Genomic DNA, 19206 nt, shown 5'->3' on the forward strand with positions numbered 1-19206 from the left:
TATTACTTGTTTTCTAATTTATTTCATATTTTAAAAAAATCATACTTAAAACATGATGGACTTGTATTCAAATACCTCCTAAAAATCATTTAATATGCTCAGTTAGAAATTGGAACTCAGATTTTATTAAATGTTAAATACAATCAAAGAAATTAATTTACATAAAGCATCGGAGATTTTTCATCAGCAAACGGTGTGGTTTGATTTAGAAATTGATCCTGTAAGTAAAAATTTCTTAATTGGCGGGTTGGTAGGGATTATAGAAGGTGAATATTATTCAACTCAATTTCAAGAAGCTGATTTAAAAACTGTTGTTAATATTTTGCACGAAGCAAAATATGTTGGTGGTCATAATATTCTACAATTTGATTTGCCATGGTTGGCAATATATACAGGGGCATATGCAACTCTAGAATATATTAAAAAGCATAAGGCCATTGATACTTTGGTGTTGTCGAGTTTACTTTTTCCTCATCGTCCATCACATGCATTACTTAAAATTTATAAGGTAAACAGTACTACGAATGAACCTTGTTATGATGCATTAGAAAGCTATCAACTGTATTTAGATCTTCATGAGGCATGGAAGACCCAGACCCATCCGCAAATTGTGAAATGGATTCAACAAAAAAAACCGCAATGGAACTTTTTACCAAATCCAAACACTTCCGAACATTATTTGGCTTATGAAGTACTGGCTCAACATGGCAATGTAAATAAATTAATTGATTATATTGAAAAAATTACAACAAATGAAGAAGCAAGCTGGATTGGTGCAATAGCATTTGCGCATTGGATACTCCATTTAGATGAGGCAAGCTGCCGTCGTCCTGCATGGCTGATGGATATTTCAGAATATGGTAAAAGCTTTCTTAAAGCTGAGAATTTTTTCTGGGAAAACAAACAGTTCCAGCACATTGATTTTAACACTGAAAGCCAAGAGATTTTTGGTTATTCCCTACGACAAGGGCAAGAAAAAATTATTAACACCTTGGCGAAAGGTGAAACTGTACCTATGGGGTTGTTACCAACAGGTGGTGGCAAAAGTTTGACTTTTCAATTACCTGCTTTTGTACTGAGTAAATATCGACGTGAATTAACTGTGGTGATTTCACCATTAAAAGCCCTCATGGAAGATCAGGTGTTGGGTCTACAAAATATTGATCCTTGGGGCACGAGAGCAGCTTGTTTAATTTCGGGACAAAATGCTGAGGAACAAAAACGTATCTTAGAAGAAATATGGTTGGGCAGTATTGATTTGCTTTATATCAGTCCAGAACGCTTACGTACCCACAGTATTCAGGCTTTATTACAGCGTCGTCGGCCTGCACTATGGGTGGTGGATGAAGCTCATACCTTTAGCCAATGGGGCACCGATTTTCGCCCTGATTTTATGCGCATTGGGCAATCTATTGCAAAATGCTATGCTAATGTTACAGAAGGTACACGCCCACAACTCATGTTAGTAACGGCCACAGCATCCCAACGGGTACTACAAGAAATTGAACGTGAAGTTGTGACACCTTTACAATCTTTGTTACAGGCACCATTAGAAACCGTCATGATGGAGCCTACCCAAAATGTATGGCGTGATGAAATAGACATTGAAATTCGTGAATTGGAACAAGATAGCCGTTTAGTTGAAATTGTCAAAATATTAAAACAAATTTTTCCACAGCGTAAAGCAGGATATGTAGTGGAAATGGAGGAATTAGAGACAACACATCCAGTAGTACTGATTTATGTACGAAATCGAGATAAAACCGAAATATTTGCTGAAGACTTAGCAAATCAAGGCTTTTTAACTGCTGCCTATCACTCTCGACTAACTAGTATTCAAAAAAAAGAGGTTCTAGAAAAATTTAAACAGCATCAATTAGATGTGGTGATTTGCACGAATGCCTTTGGCATGGGAATTGATCGAGCAAACATTCATACAGTCATTCATTATAGTCCGCCCAATAATTTAGAATCATATTTGCAAGAAATTGGCCGTGCTGCCCGTAAACAAGGTGAACATGGGTATGCAGTTTTATTTTGGAGTAAACAAGATCTAGATAGTTTGGTACGGAAAAATATTGCTAGTGAATTAGGTGGACATAAAGTATTAGCAGATTGTTGGCAACAGGTCATTTTACCGACTTTAAAGCGACCACCTGAAGAACGTTGGTTTAGTTCAGAAGAGTTAAAGCCGTATTTATCTTTTGATAATGAAGAATTAGTGACACAAATTCGTGTGCTCTTACTTGCCTTAGAGCGATATGGTTTGTTGCTTGAAAAAGATCAATTACCTGCTTTGTTAGGGGTGCAATTGTTAGGAGCTCCTAAAACCAGTAGCACACGGGCGGCAGATTTATATCAACGTTTAGCTCCATTACTTTTGAATCAAACACAACAAGTACAACTTTATTTACCTGAAGTTTCAGTTGCACTAGGAATGAGTGTACGGCAATTGCTTAATGGTATGCGTCAATTAGTGAAATTAGGTTGTGCACGTTGGACATGTGAAGTGCGGATTCGTTTTACCTATCGTTTTGCTTATACACAGCGTAAAGTGAGGGAAAAATATCAAGCATTAGAAGCGATTCAAGAATGCTGGGAGGCCTATCCGCCTGAAGATGTGACACGAACTGATTTACGTCAGTTAGATACATGGTTTAGCCAGCGTGGACACCGAGTGAAAGCCCGTGAAGTCTTCTATTTATTTAAAGTCTTTAAGCTGGTTTACCTAAAAGAGAACAAACACAGTTTAAGAGTTGAATCAAGGAACAAAGAACATACTTGGCAGGATTGGTTAAGCATTTCTAAGCAAATCTTGGCAGATGTGAATCACAGTTTAAATTTGGTGCAAGAACACTTACCTGAAGATATTCAAAAAAGCCATCAACTCAATGTCGATGACTTCTTGGAGCAGCATGATCTGGAAGTGGATGTCTTTTTAGAACATCTTGAAATGATGCAACGTTTTGGTTGGCTCAACGTTAGTCGTTTAGATGATGAAACACAAAAGATTTTCTTTATTGATTTACCTGAAGGTCAGAAAACAACAGGCCGTTTATATTCGAATGTTGCCTATCGTTATTTAGAAGAACATTATCAAGATCGTAACCGCCGTTTGCATTTAATGAATGCATGGCTACATCAGCCACCGACGCAACGAAAACCAATGCTCAATGATTATTTCAATTTAGATTTAAAAAATGTCTGTCAGCGTTATTTAGATGATCCTGATCAAGCCAAACAGGCGCATTTAGTCAATTATGAGACGTTGATTTTTCCAGAATTTTTAAATGATACTCAGCATCACATTATTGCAGATGATGAACGCCGTGCCATGTTGGTCTTGGCCGGGCCGGGCTCGGGTAAAACCACGATTATTGTGCATCGTGTAGCCAACTTGGTAATGCTCCGTAATATTGATCCTGAAAAAATCCTTATTTTGGCCTATAACCGTCAAGCAGTCTTTGAAATTCGTGAACGTTTAACTCGCTTAATTGGTTTGGATTATGCCTTTAATATCAATATTTTTACCTTTCATGGTTTAGCACGTCATTTGACCAATATTCATGAAAATCAAGCACCTCATAACAGTGATCCGAATTATAAATACCAATGGCTGTTAGAGCAGGCAGTTGAGTATTTAAATGATACTCCTCAATATTTTCAATATATTTTGGTGGATGAATTCCAAGATATTGATGATGTGCAATATCAATTAATTTCGCATTTGGCAGGGATGCAAATTGCAGAAGATGATCAAACAGACATTAGCCAACAAGGCTTTTTGGTGGCTGTGGGAGATGATGATCAAAACCTCTATGGTTTTAGAGGCGCTAATATTAAATATATTCAAGACTTTAAAAAAGATTATGAAATTCCAGATAGCAATGTGTTTTACCTCCTAGATAACTATCGTAGTCCAGAAGATGTCATAGAGTTAGCCAATCAATATATTCAAAACAGCTTGCCTGCACACCAGCGTTTAAAAGGTCCTGAACATGCTATTCGTGCCAATAATTGTGCTACGGGAAATATTCGCTTTGGACAATATCAGCAACAACATGGTTTAGATGCCATTCAATGGTTGGCAGAAGATTTAAAGCTTCAGTTTGAAGTGCGAAAGCAAAAAGCCACTGCGGATAAACCAGCGCAATGGTCGAATTTTGCCATTTTAGCCCGTCAGTGGAATGAGCTGTTAGTGGTACAACATGTACTGACTGAAGCCGGTATTCGTTTCCAATTATTAAATAAAAACGATAGCCTAGACTTAGCAGATAGCTTTTTGGCCAAACATTTATTTGCTGAACTTGAAAATCTCCCTGCATTAGACATTATTGAGGGGGATGCTGTTGAATATCTTGACAATTGGCTCAAGGACAGACAATGGAATCAACAAGATTTAAGTTGGATTATGCTCAAACAGCGTGTATCAGGTTATCGTGATTTAAGTTGCCAGCAAATGTTAGAGATTTTGCGTTCTGCACCTGAGCAAAAACGTACGGATCGCGTAATTTTAAGTACTTATCATTCTTCCAAAGGTTGTGAATATGAGCATGTTTATATTTATGATCAATGGAAAGCCATGGGACAAGAAGATTCCGAAAGTCAGATTCGGGCAATGTATGTAGCTCTCACTCGTGCCAAACAAAGTTTAACGCTTATTCAACCGCAAGATCTGCGTTGGCAATATCGTTATGATGTTAACGTGCGCCAGCATTTAAAGCATGTCACACCATTGCAATTTGAATCAGCCCCTGTAATTGATGAAATCAACTATTTTGAACAATTTGGCTTAGCAGATATTTATTTGTCTCATCGAAGTATTGTGCAAGAAGCAGGACGTAAACGCTTGTTAGATATTGCCAAAAATCAATATTTTGATGTGCGTCATCAGGTGAATATTCAAGCTAAATATAAACGTGATCAAAGTTTTGAACGCTTTGAAATCATAAGCACTGAAGGTGTGATTGGTGCATTTTCAAATAGTACCTCTCAGCGTTTGTATAAAATGGATCAGCAAGTGCGTGAAGTGACCTGTGTAGGCATGCAAATTGTGGACTATTATCAAGCAGATAAAAAATTTTATGAATCGGCCAATTATCGAGGTGAGGAACATAGCCATTATGTGTTTATTCCGACTTTGAAAATTCGGCGCTCATTATAGCTATATAAGTGATGCATGCAGATGACTACATTTTGTAGTCATCTGCATTTTATTCCTAAAAAGCCTTGTCAAATATCTAATTTTCTTTGAATCTAGGATATCAAAATTCAATTACAAGCTTGCACCCATTCTTGCAATGGGATATTCAGTCGTTTAAGTACGCTACGAATTAGGCCTGCATTATACTCAACGATCTTGCCATGATGTTTAAGTCTTCGAACTCTACCACCATGAGCTAAACGGCTGACATTAATCTCACTACCTTTACCTTGAGTAATAACGACATCAAATTTATCTTTCAATATTTTAAAGAACGTAGAGGACTTTAAGCTTTTATTGAAATAGTATTTTTCTTCTGCTGGTTTCCCATCAACTGAACCAACCGTCTCAGAATCCTCAGAAGCTAAATGCTGTAATGAACCCTGAATCTGAATCACCTCCAAATCGTAGGTATCATAGATAACATTGTTTTCATTATCTGCTGTCGCTTGATTCAGGCGTTTTTTTACCTTTTGAGCTATCTCTGTATAACAGTTAAAGAACAACTCATGGAATTTTTCAAGAATGTACAAATTAAAATCCATTGCCGAATTAACGCCAACCAAATCTAATTCTTTAGCATCTAACCATGGTGCATGGATCGGGGATAGGCACCCATCACGATTAACACGTAATACCCGGGTATATTGCGCATCCATGCGAGATACTTTAATTGCCTGTTTATGGATATAATCGGTATCATGATGTAAGCAAATTCGACCTAGACCATCACCCAAAGTTTCCCATTGCCATAGAGCATACATTTTTCCATTTTTGCTTTTTAACACCATCCGTTCGGACGCGGTTAACTCTAAATCTAACTCTATAATTGACTCTTCAGCTTTAAAGTTTTTAACTAATAATCGGCGCATTTCGAGTAGATCGGTTGATAATTCTGAAATACGTTTTACATATTCAGCTGTGCTGGATAATTTAGGTACTAAAGGTTTTAGGCGTAGATCTATGTGATTGAGGAAAAATGAGGTTTCAAATTCTCCTACTAGCATATGGACATGTGCTACATCCTTGCTCCAACCAAGACTCGCAACCGAACGAACATCGCGTCTATGAATCAACATGCCACGCTCGGAAACATATTCAAAATTCAAACCATTGAATATTGTGATGCCCCCATAATTACTAAAGTTCATCACATGCCAGCTGAGTGCTTTGTAGAAGGTATTAACTAGATCTAAGCATATGTTGTAGTTCTCAAGCTTTGATAAAATATCATTTAGGTAGGTATCAAAATCAATCAAAAATTCAGCCGCATATCTTTTGCTTATACTCGCATTCTCAGTATATCGACCGTAGAAATATTGATGAGCAATCTTCAAGCTCCAGGCAAACATGTCCTGTTTTAATTGAAAGTAATTTTGCTGTGTCGAGGATATGCTTAATGCTAATTTATAGTGAATACCTGCATAACTATTATTTAGACTGAATAACCGTTGTATCAGGGTTACGAGATCTAATTTATCAGCTTCATCTAAATAACGATAAAGTTTATGCACATTGGGGGTCTTATCTCCCTCAATTTTCTTAATTTCAAAGCCAAAACTACTAATTAAATTGATATAGTAATCAGGTGGTAAATCATTACCTTGTGTTTTAAAGCGCCGTACTGTGCGAATACTATTTTCGACAGAGTTTTTAAACTCATCAATATCAAAATCAATGATCTGTTCAAACTGCTTAAGTTGATTATGGTCTAGATCAGCTTTAAGTTGAGCTACTTCATCTACGGGTAGTAGCTCATCTCGCTCCAACCGATCTAATGTATCGACTAAATAGGGATACAATTGATCTTCTACGATAGATTCATCAACTTGTTGCAACATTGGCTCAAGTGGGTCTACTTTAACGTTTGAGGCATCAAAACATTCACTATATTGACCGGTTAGAGGTAGTAGGGTGAATTTTGGTATCCTTTGCGCCACATCGAGATAATCTTGGCAACGATTTAAGACAGCTTGTAAGCGTTTGACGATATTTACCATATCATCTAAGGGTTGTTTTTGTTGATGCATGATGAGGTATGAATTTGTGAAATCTTTCAACATGACACATACACCACTTGCCTTGTTATCGATTGGGTTGGGCTTAGGCGTGATGATATTGCATGACACCATCAGAGTTGCAAAATTATCATGATTAAATTTATACAAGCTGAGACTTTGTTCTAAACTTTTAAGACAGTAACGAATGTGTTGTAAAAAATTCTCTCTCTTTGAGTTGTAGATTAAATTATTAAAATCTTCAGATGAGGTTTCCCCACCATTTAATATTACCGTCGCTTGCACCATCAAATGCTTAATAGCTTCCAGTGTATAAATATCTATACCCAACCAGAGATCTAAAGAAATATCATATTTTGAACTATGAAGGCCGAATCGATTGATTAAATTTGAGATTGGTTCGTACTTAGCAAGTATCTGTTTTGAATTATCACAATCTTCTTTCAACTTTTGCAATACAAGAGGATTTGATGATTCATTTCCTTTGTTTTTCTCATCATCAATTTGCTTTTGAATTTGTGCAATCACTGACAAGATTACTTCCATTTTGCTTTCTTGATTCGTTTTAAGGGCTTTTTGATACTTATGCTGGTAGTTCTCAATTTCTTTATTTAATTTATTAATCTTTTTATCATCTACCTTCTGTTTTTTACTTTTATTCAAACCCTGCTGATAAGCATCTATCTTGTACTTTAAATCAAGTGTTAATGAATTAATTTGCGATGCTTGTTCCGCAACTCTTAACATCAGTGATAAGCGTTTATACTCAAAATTTAAAGCCTCTTTAATTGCGTCATTAAGTGCCTCCAAGAACTGTTTATGGACGTTTAAATCTAATCCACGTTCTTTCATTACACGATCATGATGCACTGAGAGTAGATGAGTAACTTGCTTTACAACATATGAATCTACCTTTCTCAGACCTACACCAGCTTTAAGTATTTCACTATGCTGCATAGAAATGTATTGAAAAAAATGTCCCAGGGGGCCATGCAGTTTTTGTAATGGATTATTTGAATGTTCTAATCCAATTAAAGTTTGCTCGACCTCTATCTGCAAATTTTCCAACATTTCAATAAAATTATCATTCCTAAATTTTTCTTCAGGATTTGGAGTGCGTATTAATTTATTTTTTTTATCTTGAAGGCGCTCAATACTTTTTTGCGTTAATTCTGCTAATTCACTCTCCAACCCCATCATATTTTGTAATTTGAAGAAGTGATCCAATGTTTGAGCTTTATCATAAAGATATCGAGGTAAAGCATGTAATGCTATACCTGTATATGAACACCAAATATGGTACCAATTATCAAAATTAGAGTTTAATTCTTTTTTCTGTATGAATTTTTCAATTTCAAAAATACTCTTACCATCTAATAAATTGTTATACATGAGTTCATCTACCCATGATGGTTTATTAAAGTTTAACATTCATATTTCTCTTGTTTGATATTACTTTTTAAGTTGTTTCCCCTTCACCTTATACTAATATTAAAAGCGGGATTTTTCACATTTTTCTCAGGTTAATAATGATTTTTTGAGAATAAGTAATTAATGCAACTTTGAAGTGGTGACAGTTTAACTGAACCAAAATTCTCAATGAAATCTGTTTGTTAGAAATTATATGTTGTAGATTTTCACCCTAATTTACCCACCTCTAATAAATTTTCAAAATGCGACAGCAAACTAAGCCTTTTAGACGTTAGTCATAAAAATAGTTCTCGCCCTCAACTTTGATTGATTAATATTTAATCTTAATGGGAGTTCTTTTTTCATCATTATGGTCGTATCTATTGAAATTTTAAGAAATTTTTCATATATTTATTTCGCTTAAAAAATTATCTTATAGGTAAAAAAATGTCCAATAAATTAGATCTAAGTTTTGAAGTTGTTCGTCCTGATATTCATGCTAGCAGAGAATATACAAAAACATGTTCTGGTGGGGTAAGTGATTGTTGCACACGTACTTGTACACGTATTACTGATGACTCTAACTCATCGCTCAATGCTTGGGAACAATACTTAGAAGTTAATGAAGGTATTCTTCAGTACTAATCGTACGTTATCAAAAAGTAGAACCTCAATAGAAATATTTAGGTTCTACTTTTATTTTAAGAGTAGCTTCAATGTTAAATAAGTTTTTAAAAATCCAAGATACTGTCGATGTTTACATTAAGGATTTAGAGCAAGATGAAAAAGTAATCGTCACCTTTCATAAGATGACAACTAGACAAAGAATCGAAATAATTACTAAAAAGAATGTGGCCGAATTTTTAGCGCTATTGGATGGTAAAAAATCTGTAATTGAAATCCTTAATAAACTTGGCGAGTTTTCTAATGAGGATGCAGAAAAACTAATAACTTATTTATCAAATGAACATTTACTAGTAGATACAACTTTAAATATTGATATTGATCAGCGTTATGATCGTCAAATTAATTACTTTGATGATATGATTCTTGATCGCAGAGGAGCAGAAACTCAAAAACTTTTGGCTTCAAAAAATATCGTATTGCTCGGTTGTGGTGCAATTGGATCGACAATTGCTGAAATTTTAGTAAGAGCTGGAGTACAGTGCTTAACATTAGTAGATTTTAAAAAAATCACAAAGAGTAATATTGATCTTCACTTATTTGCGACAAAAGAAAATATTGGTCACTCAAAAGTTCAAGCTTTATCAGAATATTTAACAAAGATTAATCATAGAATAAGTATCAAAACGTTTAATGAAAAATTACTACCAAATACCGATTTATCAAAATGGATTGATAATAAAGTAGATCTAGTTATTAATAGCTGTGATGAACCATATATCGGACATACATCATTAAAAGTCGGTAGGTATTTACACCATTTTAAAATACCTCTATATGTTGCTGGGGGCTTTGATGCCCATCTTATGAGTTCTGGCGAACTAATCAACCCACCATTTACCCCATGTATAGATTGTTCACAACAGACTTTTACTAAAGCATTGGAAGGCTGGAAACCCACTTATAGCTATATAAATGCTTCAGATGTGATTTTGGAAGACACTCAACTTGATTCTAAGAATAACTATACAGTAGGTGGAGCCGGAGGACTTATTATGATGAGTGGTTTTTCGGCAAATCTTAGTTGCATAAAAATACTACAATTCCTATGCGAAGATTCTTCTTTCGATCATACGCCGATTAGATATGAATATTTACCAAACCATGGAGTTATGACCGAATTTGTATTGTCGCGTCAGGAGGAATGTAATGTCTGCAACAAATAATCTTAGATTTCGACAAAGTGTAGGTGTGATCCCCAAAGCAAACTCTGTAGAGTTTTTTAGAGCTAATATAAGAGAAAGCCTAGTTTTAAAAATTGACAGCAATAAAATTCTGGAATTATTACAAAGTTTTAATGGTAGTAATTCTCTTCAAGATATTTGTAATAAAATGAATTTTATTGATCTAGATCAATTACAAACACTAAGTAATTTTCTAAAAAAAGAATTTATTCTAATTGAACAAGACCTACCCTACCCCCTTAGTTTAACTAAAGATAATTATAGATTAATAAACATACTAGAAGATTATTTTCATTCTACCAGTGAGGTTATTAATGCTATAGAAAATTTAAAAAAATCTAAAGTTATGATAATTGGTGTGGGAGCAGTAGGAAGTTATATTGCTACCTATCTAGCAAAAGTACAGGTAGGAAAATTTATTTTTGTTGATTCCGATGTGGTTGATATAAGTAACTTACATAGACAGCATTATTTTGAAAAAAATATTGGTGAAAAAAAAGCAGATGTTTTAGCTGAACATCTAAAAGAAATAAATAACAATATTGAAATAAAAACCATTCATTGTTTATTGAATGATGATTTTTTCAAATTGAATAGTTTAGATGATGATATAAATTTAATTATTAATTGTGCTGATCAACCAAGTGTCGATTATACAAGTAAATTAATTGCTAAATATGCAATGGAGAATAATATTCCACATATAGTAGGCGGTGGTTACAATCTTCATCTCACACTAATTGGACAAACAATAATTCCAAATTTAACAGCATGTTTTAAATGTTTTGAAAAAGCATTATATGAAAAAAATCTTATTGATTTAAAAGGTGTAAAAAAATTACATCGCGAAGGAAGAAAATTAGGATCTTATCCACCACTTTCAGGTCTTGCATCCAGTCTAGCGGCTTTAGATGCTTTTAAAGTATTAATTAAAAAATATGAATATTTACAGCAATCAAACCGGCGTATTGAATTTAGTATTGAGAAAAATAATTTTACTATTAGAGAAATAGAAAAAGATCCAAATTGCGAATGGTGTGGAGAAAGCTAATATGAACTATATTGAAATCCAAGGTATTACTACACATAATTTAAAAAATATTGACATTAATATCGAAAAAAACAAAATAACTGCAATTTATGGAAGATCAGGTGCAGGTAAAAGCTCTTTAGCTTTTTCTACTCTTTATAGCTTGTGTAAAGATGAATTTGATTCACTTGAAAATGGATTTCCTGAACAAGGAGATTATATATTAGAATCATATTCTGGAATAATACCATCTATATCAATTAATCAAAATAATTTTAATGTTAACCCTAAGTCAACAATTTATAGTTATCTTAGATTTCCAAACTTATTAAGCAATAATGATAAAAATTTAATTCCCGAATATCACTATTTAAAAATAAATTCTCCCTATAATATTTGCAAACAATGTAATGGTTTGGGCTATGAAATAGAAATAGAGAAAAATAAACTTATAGATGATGAACTGACTATATCTGAAAAACCTTTTTTATGCTGGAAAACTGGATCTCTTTCAAACTATTATAACAATTTATTATTAAAGTTTTGTAAAGAAAAAGGAATCCCCGTTGATGTACCATTCAAATTTTTAACTGAAAATCATAAAAATTTACTTTTATATGGAAAAAGTGATTATAAGGTTAAATTTAGTTTTAAACACAATGGAAAACCAAAACAAAAATTAGCCTATTATATTGGCGCTTTTGAACACTCTAATTCTTTAATCAGTGAAGTAAAGAATTCTTCCTTACCAACTAAATATAAAAAATGTAATAGCTGTAATGGCTCAAAAATAGATTTAAACCTTTATAAAGACATTAAGATTTTTGGACTTAATTTTTCAATCTTTTTGACTACTCCTATTTCTGAGATAATTAATTTTATTTCTCAAAATGAAATTAAAGTTAATGACAATTTTCTACGCACCCTAAAATCTATTAATAATATGGGACTTGGATATTTAAGTCTTAATAGATCTATACCAAGTTTATCAGGTGGGGAATTACAGAAAATAAATTTTAGTAGACTTCTTAATTCTGATATTTCGGGTATTCTTATTATTATCGATGAAATATCCTCTCAATTAGGAAAATTAGATTTTCCTTTAGTACTTAACAAAATTCGAAAATTATCAAGAAATAATACTGTTGTTTTAGTTGAACATGAACAATATTTTATTGATGCAGCAGATCACAAAATCCATATTGGGAAAAATGCTGGAAAAAATGGTGGATATATATGTGAGGATGAAATAATCAAACCATTTCTTTCAAAAAAAGAAAAAAATACTATACAGAATTTTTTCCAATTTAATAATTTAAATAAAAATACTATTAAAGATCAAAATGTTCATATTCCTAAAAATTGTCTCACATGTTTTGTAGGTGTTTCTGGTTCAGGAAAGTCCTCTTTAGCGAAGGCAATCAATGATTTGGGGGGGTCTTACTATATTAGTCAAAAAGTTTCTAATTACTCAACAAGATCAATTCTTTGCTCCACAATAAAGTTAAATACTCTTATTGCTGAATACTTCTCTAAAAAGTCTAATTTAATAACCGATAAATTTCTCCCTCATAAATTAGGGGGATGTCCTAATTGCCAAGGTACAGGAACAATTAAATATGAAAGAGGATTTGAAAAAGATATATATTTAACATGTCCGGTTTGTGACGGTAAGTTATTTAATTATTCAGATCAAGATATTATAAATACTATAGTAGATGATAAAAATATTATTGATGTATATCAAACAGAAATTAAAGACCTGATTGATTACTTCGATGATAAAAAAATTATTAATATACTTAATGTCATGGATCGTCTATGTCTTGGCCATCTACACTTGAGTAGAAAAACTCAAACTCTTTCTGGAGGTGAATTAAGGCGTATTAAATTATGTGAATATTTATCTAAACAAAGAAATTCCGATAAAATCTTAATTATCGATGAACCTACGGCGGGATTAGATCCAGAAACTTCCTCTAGTATTGCTAGTTTCCTGTATGAAAAGTCTTCCAAATTTGAAGCCATAATTATTATTGAACATAAAGAAGAGGTTATTCAATATTGTGATTATAAAGTGATAATTGGCCCTGGTTCAGGATCATTAGGAGGTAAGGTTCTCGAACAAACAAACTTTTTAGAACTTCCTTCTAACTGAACATCTACTTCACTAAATTTCATTTGATGAACTAAAGATTACTACTATAATCTTTAGTTAGTTGAATAATATGAAATAATTCTAAAATTGTATTTCGCATAATAAGTATAAGAACCATGAGAATCTATATCTTTACTCTAGACAAATTTATTTAAGATTAGCTTTTGATTAACCTTTAAATTAATTTGATTAATTCACGACCTATATCTACATTTGGTTTTAACATATCATCAGCTAATTCTCTTTTACTTGATAAAAGTCGATCCAACTTTACTTCGAAAGTCTTGAATTCGTCTGTTACAACTGTTGGATAGTAAACAAAAACTTCTTTATCTTGCCCAATACGATATGCACGGTCAGTCGCTTGATCTTCCTTAGCTGGATTCCAACTACGTGTATAATGAATGACATGATTAGCACGTTGAATGTTAACACCAAACCCTATTGCTGTAGTGGACAAGATAATGATATTAAATCCTAATTTTTCTTGAAATTTATCAATCAAGTTTTGCCGTGTTAAGCCTTTTTTACTGCTCGTATTTGAATCACCATTGACCGTTATAACGTTTAAGCCAAATCTTTCCAGAAGAATTCGTTTAAGAAATACTTGAATGTCTCTAAATTCAGTAAAAATAATGACTTTTTCATTTTTTTGCTTGATAGATTCTAAAGTTTTGATTAACCAAATTACTTTTGGAGAATCATTTAAAGTAGCATTTGGCTGAAATTGTAATGGATGAGCACAGATCATTCTCATACTATGCAAAGAAGTTAACATCGCTCCCTGATTACCTTCTGCGGACAATTTTTTAAAGCGGTTAACCACATCAATATATAATTGTCTTTGCAATAATGAAATTTCAATATTTTTACAGTGATCTACCTCAGTTTTAGCGGGTAAATCTGCGACATCATGTTTCATTCTTCGTAAGACTTGAGGGGCTATCAACTCACGAAGCTTTAATAGTACTGCTTCATCATTATTTTCAGCATTTTCTATAGGTTTTCGATAACTTTTACCAAACTCATTTAAAGGACCTAATAAGTTTTCTTGAATGAAATCGAATAAGCACCAAAGATCGGTTAAAGAGTTCTCTACTGGAGTACCTGTACATGCAATTTTAAAATCTGCTTTTTGAGCTTTTGCAGCCTTTGTCACCATTGCTGTAGGAACTTTAATTTTTTGTGCTTCATCACAAATCATTATACTCCAGTCTTCTCTAGCTAAAGAAAATTCAAGATCACGCATCGTCTCGTAGGTTGTTAAAATGATATCAGCATCACCACGCCAATCGTCCTCTAAAAGGTGTGTAATACCATGATTTTCTCTTAACTGTGCTGAAATCAAATGTTTGGGAATTTTTCTATCTTTTAAGTTATCACCATATAAACTTAATATTTTGGCAAATTTACCACTAAAGAATCGATTTGCTTCGGCTTCCCAATTCTCTAACAGTGAAACTGGAGCCACAATTAACACTGGTTTCTTATCTTCAGCATTTTCAAGATACTCACCAATAAAACATAAGAGCTGAAGTGTTTTACCTAAGCCCATATCGTCAGCTAAAAGACATCCACTGACTTGTTCTGGCGCATACTGGTGCAGATTCTGCAACCATGCAATTCCATATTCTTGATGCTGCTTTAAATTAAATTCTTGGTTTCTAAAACTAGCGGGCAATTTAGCTGATGGAGGATTATTCTCATCAAAAAGTAAGCGATTTACTCGCTGCTTTGTAAATTCAGCTTCATCAATATTATTCGCAATTAATAATGTATCTTTTTTCTTTTTCTGTGAATTAGCGTTAGATTCTTCTAATATCTCTTTGGGCTCTTCTTTCTTGGAAGCATATAAACGGTCTAGTAAATTTTTGGCATCATCTAATGACACTTCTTTATCTGTATATGGAATTTCAACTTCATCTTGACTGTTTTGCTCTGCCTGCTTAATCCGCTGCTCAAGTAATTCAATGGTTTCATCAAAATTTTCATCTTGCAGTTGCTGCTCTAAGTCCATTAAATGCTGTGGCAACCATTCAGATTCACCGCTATCTCTTTTAATAAATTCAGAGTTCAGCTTTTCTGCTTCACCAATACCAATAACACGACCGCTATAATTCGATAAATCCAATACTTTTTGAGCTTGTAGTTCATCTTGATATTTTTGAATTTGATTTAGGTCATTTTTTAATTCTTCAATTTGATCATCTAAATAGCTACTTCGGTCAATTTCATATCCTGCCCATATAAAAATAGGGGATTTTTTCTCATATGCTTGAATAAAATAAGAAGTCTGATCCACATTATATAGTTCTAGGAAAATTGGATTTTGCTCTCTTTCAGAATTCTCTTGTAGCTCTAATTTCGCAGAAACATAATGATTTAACTCATCATAATTTTTTTCTATTTGTAAAATATAAGTATAAATTTCTGCTTGCTGCTTGGACTCCTCAAAACTCTCAGGTGAAATAACTTCAATTGCATCATCACCTAGTTGAGCAAATGGATTGTGTAAAAATGCTTGCGCGCGCTCACCAGAAATACGTCTGTTCGGCATTTTTTTAATTTCATTCAGAACTTGCTTCACTTGAGGTTCAATCACTATATGTGCAATTCCACCATCAGCTAAGCTAATACTGTACTGATCTTGAACATTATTATATTGATCAAACGTCTTCAGCCAATTTGATGGAGCTTCATCAAATTCAGGCTGAATCTCTACAACAGATTCCTGACTAATCAAATTTTTTCGAAGATTTAACTGTAGTTTCTCAGGTGCTAAAACTAATGTCTTTCGTAAAAAATCATCTAAATTTGCATTAGACTTATTGGCCAATTTTCTGATATTCGCCCAATATTTCTGGTTCTGTTTCGTATCTTTATTCTCTATACGTGAAAACTCTTTTAATTTTTCGACAAGTTGAAAACTTGATTCACTCAATAAATGTTCTGTGCCATCAATCGTTAAAATAGCTCCAACTCGCTGAATAGAACTTTTAACCTTAATATTATTTTCGTTCAACCAACCATCCAAAATGATTTTGAAATCTGGGGCACTCAACCCTCCTTCACTTCTAATTATTGGCCGAAAAGAAGTTTGTGTCGGTAGGTTTAGCAAGTGAATCACATTACTGTGTTCTAAGTCTTGCTGAATTTGAAAAAGCTCTTCCCAAGGCAACACAAAGTGTTTATCTATAAGGTATGCAAGCTCTTCCTCTTCCAAGCTTTCCCAATAGAAATCGGCATCTGTCTTAGCATTTGGTGTATCTGAATAAATTATACCTACTTCATCATAAGTAAATGGCTTTAGATCCAATTTAAGCGATTCATCTTGAATAACTTCAGTACTTTTTTTTCTTTTCCAGAATGCTAGTTTCATTTAAATATACCTTTCAAAAATTAGTCTGGATAAATTCCCAGACCTTTTAATCTATTGTCGAAGGAGTTCTCCCAAGCACCGTTATGTGATAAATAAAAATCAGCCTTTGCCGTAGATTTCAAATCTGTAATATTGACGACTTGAAGATCTGATTTAAAAGATTTGTAAGGTAGCTTTCTATAAAAATAAGTAGCATTATTTAGTTCAGAGAACTCAACTATATAATAACCACCAATCTTTATCATAAATGCATTGGCTGCTGAACTCTTACCAATAATTCGCTTGAATCTTCCTTGGTTTTTCCTCTTGAATTCCTCTTGCTGTCTAGTTGCACGAAAGATTGCATCTTCATTCAAAAATATTTCAGAGAGAGAAACTTGTTTAATAAAACGCATCCAATAATTAAATCTGCGTGTTTCTGCACCATAGCTAAAGACTTTAAAAAATGCTTCTAAATCAGCTCTAACAAACCACTGGATAACCATACGTTTTGTTTCAGAATTTACATTATTCCATCCCGCAGAAGAATCATATTGTGGATTCCCCCACTGATTTAAGGCTAAATGCTTCAAAACTTCATTTACTATTTCCCGCTTAGAAGTCCTAGCATATCGTTCTAACAACGCAATAAGAATATCAGTGGTGTACAAAACATTTTGTTCAGCTAAGTCTATAAATCGGGGAATAATTTTCAAATAATCCTGCTCATTCATATCTTTAATAGATTGAATAGAAGACTTAATTAAATTATCCCAAAACCAGCTATTAGGAGCCATCTTTAAGCTTTCTAATTCATTTGCAATACTACTTGCATCTTTGTCTTCTAAAAATCTTTTAACAAATGATTTTGTTGGTGAATTAGATAAAATTTCCGAATAATCAACAAGGGTATTCATCCATTTTTTAGGACGTTTTAATTCTCTATAAACACCAGACCTATTTGTATTCAATATATCTCTCAATTGAACCCAAATTGCTGGCTTACTTTTTACATCTTCATTTTCTAAAGCAAAATAGCTGTACAACAATGGAAAATAAACGAGTCCAATAAGGTCCATCTCTGATTGTTGAAAGTGCTGGATAATCCTTTTACCAATATCACTAAAGATAAGTTTTTCTTGTGCACCTGGTAGTATTTTGCTTAATGCCCAAGCCAAATTTTTCCAATCTCTTCGTGTGAGGTGCCCAAAACCAGAGCTTTCTAATTTAGAAATTGACCTAAAAATTTTTTCATCTAAAGGAAGGCTATTTTCTAAATCATCAAACTTCTGATCAAGCACAGAAAGTGTTTTGAGCAGTCGTTGAGGCTTTACAAATTTCGCATTTGTAACATCTACAACTGAATGACCCCTTACTTTTTCCTCCAAACGACGTTTCAAGTTCGCTATGCTCATAGGTATCACCGCATCAATTGGCATGTTTCAATCGGCGCTGAAACAAAATGAGGTTGAGGCTCTGCACTTTCTTTTTCTTTTAAGCCATAAAACTGCATTCTCAATTCAACACGGCGAGATGCTTCCTTACTATCTTTAGCCGAGTTAAAAGATACCCCCCCAGCCAAGAATAATTGCTTAACCTGGTTTTTTTGCTGTTCAGTTAAAGTTAGGCCTGAGCTAAATTTAGGATCAAGTAAACTACACATCACCCATTCTGAACGACGTAAACTCAAGTTTAAATTATATAGATATGAACCATCTGTATCTGTAAAGCCTTCAATCACTATTTGCTTAAACCATTTTTCACCTTGTGGGTTATTTGCTTCTTCAAGAATAATTGGCACAATAGTATTTAGACGATTACGACCCACCTCATTTAAACGATAATCATTATGTGAAAAACGACCAGCTTCACCAAAATTAATGCGGTTATTTTTACAATCAACTTCAATGCCTGCATCTTTCAATTTGACACTGTGCTTGATACTCTGACAAATATTTAAAATTTCTGCACTTCTTTGATCTTCAGCTTGAGTAGCCTCATTAATCTTTTTAGTTACGATCATGAGTGATACAGCCATAACAACGAGAAATAAAGTCATTAATGCTGTCATTAAGTCCGCAAAAGAAATCCAAAAAGGTTTTTCACCTTCATCTTTAGGACGTGTCTTTTTAGAGTACCGATTACCTAGCATTGCTCATGT

9 protein-coding genes are annotated in these 19206 nt (G+C 33.4%); 5 read left to right on the plus strand and 4 right to left on the minus strand.

All coding sequences use genetic code 11. The features are described from left to right. The first annotated feature begins 130 nt into the window (after positions 1-130). Positions 131-5164, plus strand: a complete 5034-nt coding sequence (locus E0H88_RS11665; RefSeq protein ID WP_131274284.1) for a RecQ family ATP-dependent DNA helicase — start codon at positions 131-133, stop codon at positions 5162-5164. 107 nt (positions 5165-5271) lie between these two features. On the opposite strand, the gene E0H88_RS11670 is transcribed toward E0H88_RS11665, so the two are convergent. After that, positions 5272-8652: an OmpH family outer membrane protein gene (locus E0H88_RS11670; RefSeq protein WP_131274285.1), complete on the minus strand. Its 3381-nt coding sequence runs from the start codon at positions 8650-8652 to the stop codon at positions 5272-5274. 426 nt (positions 8653-9078) lie between these two features. Between E0H88_RS11670 and E0H88_RS11675 the strand changes: the two genes are divergently transcribed. The 4 genes from E0H88_RS11675 to E0H88_RS11690 all read left to right on the plus strand — a co-directional run bounded on the left by E0H88_RS11675 (position 9079) and on the right by E0H88_RS11690 (position 13687). Beyond that, positions 9079-9276, plus strand: a complete 198-nt coding sequence (locus E0H88_RS11675; RefSeq protein WP_131274286.1) for a hypothetical protein — start codon at positions 9079-9081, stop codon at positions 9274-9276. A gap of 71 nt (positions 9277-9347) precedes the next feature. Then, positions 9348-10481, plus strand: a complete 1134-nt coding sequence (locus tag E0H88_RS11680; RefSeq protein ID WP_131274287.1) for a ThiF family adenylyltransferase — start codon at positions 9348-9350, stop codon at positions 10479-10481. Beyond that, positions 10465-11550, plus strand: a complete 1086-nt coding sequence (locus E0H88_RS11685) for a HesA/MoeB/ThiF family protein (RefSeq protein WP_131274288.1) — start codon at positions 10465-10467, stop codon at positions 11548-11550. Before E0H88_RS11680 ends, E0H88_RS11685 begins: the two co-directional genes overlap by 17 nt. A gap of 1 nt (position 11551) precedes the next feature. Continuing rightward, entirely contained in the window at positions 11552-13687 is a 2136-nt protein-coding gene (locus E0H88_RS11690; protein WP_131274289.1) for an excinuclease ABC subunit UvrA, read from the plus strand. 175 nt (positions 13688-13862) lie between these two features. Here the strand turns inward: E0H88_RS11690 and E0H88_RS11695 are convergent, their stop codons facing one another. The 3 genes from E0H88_RS11695 to zorB1 are packed head-to-tail and all read right to left on the minus strand — an operon-like array spanning position 13863 to position 19197. After that, positions 13863-17066: a DEAD/DEAH box helicase gene (locus E0H88_RS11695; protein WP_131274290.1), complete on the minus strand. Its 3204-nt coding sequence runs from the start codon at positions 17064-17066 to the stop codon at positions 13863-13865. 20 nt (positions 17067-17086) lie between these two features. Beyond that, a complete protein-coding gene (locus E0H88_RS11700) occupies positions 17087-18445 on the minus strand; it encodes an EH signature domain-containing protein (protein WP_252152016.1) in 1359 nt (452 codons plus the stop codon). 20 nt (positions 18446-18465) lie between these two features. Then, on the minus strand, positions 18466-19197 hold the full coding sequence (zorB1, locus tag E0H88_RS11705) for a type I Zorya anti-phage system protein ZorB1 (protein ID WP_131267807.1): 732 nt from the start codon (positions 19195-19197) through the stop codon (positions 18466-18468). Positions 19198-19206 lie beyond the last annotated feature (9 nt).

The sequence above is a fragment of the Acinetobacter sp. ANC 4216 genome, from assembly GCF_004331195.1.
GTDB classification, from domain to species: Bacteria; Pseudomonadota; Gammaproteobacteria; order Pseudomonadales; family Moraxellaceae; genus Acinetobacter; species Acinetobacter kookii.

What these genes read in the sequence shown, in the direction of transcription:
- E0H88_RS11665 (WP_131274284.1), top strand. Translation starts at nt 131, where the DNA reads ATGTTAAATACAATCAAAGAAATTAATTTACATAAAGCATCGGAGATT.
- E0H88_RS11685 (WP_131274288.1), top strand. Translation starts at nt 10,465, where the DNA reads ATGTCTGCAACAAATAATCTTAGATTTCGACAAAGTGTAGGTGTGATC.
- E0H88_RS11670 (WP_131274285.1), bottom strand. Translation starts at nt 8,652, where the DNA reads ATGTTAAACTTTAATAAACCATCATGGGTAGATGAACTCATGTATAAC.
- E0H88_RS11690 (WP_131274289.1), top strand. Translation starts at nt 11,552, where the DNA reads ATGAACTATATTGAAATCCAAGGTATTACTACACATAATTTAAAAAAT.
- E0H88_RS11675 (WP_131274286.1), top strand. Translation starts at nt 9,079, where the DNA reads ATGTCCAATAAATTAGATCTAAGTTTTGAAGTTGTTCGTCCTGATATT.
- zorB1 (WP_131267807.1), bottom strand. Translation starts at nt 19,197, where the DNA reads ATGCTAGGTAATCGGTACTCTAAAAAGACACGTCCTAAAGATGAAGGT.
- E0H88_RS11680 (WP_131274287.1), top strand. Translation starts at nt 9,348, where the DNA reads ATGTTAAATAAGTTTTTAAAAATCCAAGATACTGTCGATGTTTACATT.
- E0H88_RS11695 (WP_131274290.1), bottom strand. Translation starts at nt 17,066, where the DNA reads ATGAAACTAGCATTCTGGAAAAGAAAAAAAAGTACTGAAGTTATTCAA.